General features: G+C 65.3%; 2 protein-coding genes and 1 pseudogene. All 3 read left to right on the top strand.

The features are described from left to right. Positions 1-506: 506 nt before the first annotated feature. A complete protein-coding gene (locus tag G7A99_RS17730; protein ID WP_163142657.1) occupies positions 507-1,553 on the top strand; it encodes a TAXI family TRAP transporter solute-binding subunit in 1,047 nt (348 codons plus the stop codon). 24 nt (positions 1,554-1,577) lie between these two features. Next, positions 1,578-2,093 (top strand): DUF1850 domain-containing protein, encoded by a 516-nt coding sequence (locus G7A99_RS17725; protein ID WP_163142654.1) that lies wholly within the window; start codon positions 1,578-1,580, stop codon positions 2,091-2,093. A 4-nt stretch (positions 2,094-2,097) separates the two neighbouring features. Then, positions 2,098-2,744: pseudogene (locus G7A99_RS17720) on the top strand (TRAP transporter permease); the annotation flags it as partial.

Below are 2,744 nucleotides of genomic sequence, written 5' to 3'. Positions count from 1 at the left end.
GTCCAGGGTCTAGACGTGCGTCCGACGGCAGATCCCGGTTTCCGGTCGGTCACGGGTTGGTAGCCCCCGCTGCCGGACCGCCGCCGTCGAGCGAAATCCTTTCTCCCCCCTCATGGTGCGGCCGGCGTCGGAATACCGGCCGCACCGCAGGTGCTCAGTCTTCCGCCTCCGCCCTGCCGGTGTGCGGACCGGACGCGTCTTCTCGCCACGTTGTCCGCGGGGCAGGTCCCGACACGTGCGGGGTTTACCGGTACGTATCCGCTACGCCGTACAGGAGGGGAGGCCGGCACGTCCGGAACCACGCTGGTGGGGGCTGCGCGGTGACCGTCGTAACGCCGACGCTGGCACATGGCGTCTGGCCGGGGTGGACGTGCCCGCATGAGCCTCGTCCCGCCATCGCTGCATTGCCCGCAGCGGCTCGGTTTGCTACTGATGGGCGTCATCATGCCGTTGCGGCGTTCCCGCCCCGGCACATGCATAGCCAATATCCAACAAGGAGGTCCATCATGGGGAACCGGGTTTTCGCATTCGGCGCGGCGTTCGCGCTGTCCACGCTGCTGCTCGCGGGGTGCGGCGACGGCAGTGAAAACAATGGCGGCTCCGCCGACAACTCCCCTGATCAGGCGCAGGCGTCGTCCAGCAGCGAGCCGGTCAACCTGATCTTCGGCACCGGCGGCACCTCGGGTACCTATTATCCGATCGGCGGCGCACTCAAGGGCGTGTTCGAGGCCAGCGACAAGATCGGCGACGTGCAGGTCGTCTCCACCGGTGCCTCGGTGCAGAACATCAACAATATCGAGGACGGCACCAACCAGATCGCCATCGTCATGAGCGACGTGGCTTACGATGCGATCAACGGCCAGAACCAGTTCGACGGGCGCAAGGCGGACATCCGGTCCATCGCCGGGCTCTATCCCAATGTCGTCCAGGTGGTGGCCACCGCGAGCAGCGATATCCACTCCATCGCCGACATGAAGGGCAAGCGCATCGGCGTGGGCAAGGTCGGCTCGGGCGTCGAGCAGAGCGCCAAGAAGGTGCTGGAATCCGCCGGCCTGAGCTATGACGATCTGGGACGGGTCAGCCACACCGGCTACGCCGACAGCGTCACCGAGATGAGCAACGGCAACCTCGACGCCGCCTTCTTTACCTCGGGCGTACCCAATTCGAGCATCACCGGGCTGATGCAGAACACCGAGGTCAACTTCGTCAACGTCGACGGTGATACCGCCGACAAGCTGCTCGAGAAGTATCCCTACTACGAGAGCTACGAGATCCCGGCCAACGCGCCCGAGCGCTATGACCTCGAACAGGCCGTCAACACCGTGTCGATCCGCAACCTGCTGATCGTGCCGGGCTCCATGGACGACGATGTCGCCCACGAGCTGGCCCGTCGTTTCTACGACTATCTCGGCACCGACAAGGTCTCGATCAGCGCGCTCAAGCAGTTCGACCGCGACAGCATGGACAGGAACCTGGTGGTGCCGGTGGCGGACGGCGCGCAGGCGTTCTACGACGAGCAGGGCGGCGGCGATGGCGAAGACGATGCCGGCTAGTGGGTGCCGCTTCGCACTGCGGTAATGGCCCGCAAACGCAGGGGCCTGATACTGGCGACGGCGGTGATCGGGGGGATCGCCGCCGTCTTCGTTTGGCCGCAATCCTGGCTGCTGATCCGCCACGACGGTGATCTGCGCTACGTCTATCCCGCGCACGACGGGACGACTTTCGCACTGCGCTGGACCCATTCGGTGGAGCACGAGAACTGGATCGAACGTTTTCGTCTGCACAACGACCGCATCATACTCATCAGTACCCGTTTCAAGACCTTCGGCGCGGGCGTGCCGGCGCACGCCGGCAAGCGCACCACGCTGGAGAACGGCTGGGTGGTGATGAGCGGCATCGACCGGGTCGTGGACCCGTTGGCCGTGCAGGCCGCGGCGGCGGAAAACTACAGCCTGCGCTACGATGGCGCCTGGCACGCGCTCGGTCGGCACGCCGGGGCGCCCATTCTCACGTTTGCCTATGCGCGCGCGCCGCTGTATCGCGTGCTGCCGACCCTGATTGGAAACTGGATCGATACACGAGGAACGGGCTGATTCTATGAGCGTGTCCCAGCCGGGCGGCGAGAGCCCGCAAGCGGAGATTGCGTCGCGCGAGACATTGGAGAAATACGATCGCGAGAGCGTAATGCGTGATCGCCTGCCGAAGGCGATCATGCAGATCGTGATCGCCGTGAGCGTGCTGCTCGCGCTGTTTCACCTGTATACCTCGTTCGCCGGCCCGCTGGTCGACATCAAGCAGCGAAGCATCCACCTCTACGTGCTACTCGGGCTGACCTTCGTCATTTACCCGTTCGCCAGGAAGGGCGCGCGCGACCGGCTGCCGCTGGCCGAGGCCGTGCTGGCGCTGCTGGCGGTGGCCATCGGCTGCTACATGCTGTTCTCCGCCGACCGGGTGATCGTCTCGGCCGGGCGCATCAACAATGTCGACATGGTCGTGGGCCTGGCCGCACTGGGACTGGTCATCGACGCCGCGCGGCGCGTCACCGGCTGGGGCCTGCCCGCGCTGGCGGCGGCGTTTCTGGTCTATGCCTTCTACGCCAAGCTGTCGCTGTATCCGGATCTCAACGAGGCCATAGTGCTCGCGACCACGCGCCAGATCGTGTCGCATCTGGTCTATATCACCGAGGGGCTGCTGGGCACGGCGATTGCGGTATCGGCGAGCTACATCATCCTGTTCATCCTGTT

The sequence above is a fragment of the Arhodomonas sp. KWT genome (genome assembly GCF_010993615.1).
The sequence above is the reverse complement of the archived record's forward strand: the minus strand, read 5'-3'. Positions and strand labels throughout refer to the sequence as shown.

What these genes read in the sequence shown, in the direction of transcription:
- G7A99_RS17730 (WP_163142657.1), top strand. Translation starts at nt 507, where the DNA reads ATGGGGAACCGGGTTTTCGCATTCGGCGCGGCGTTCGCGCTGTCCACG.
- G7A99_RS17725 (WP_163142654.1), top strand. Translation starts at nt 1,578, where the DNA reads ATGGCCCGCAAACGCAGGGGCCTGATACTGGCGACGGCGGTGATCGGG.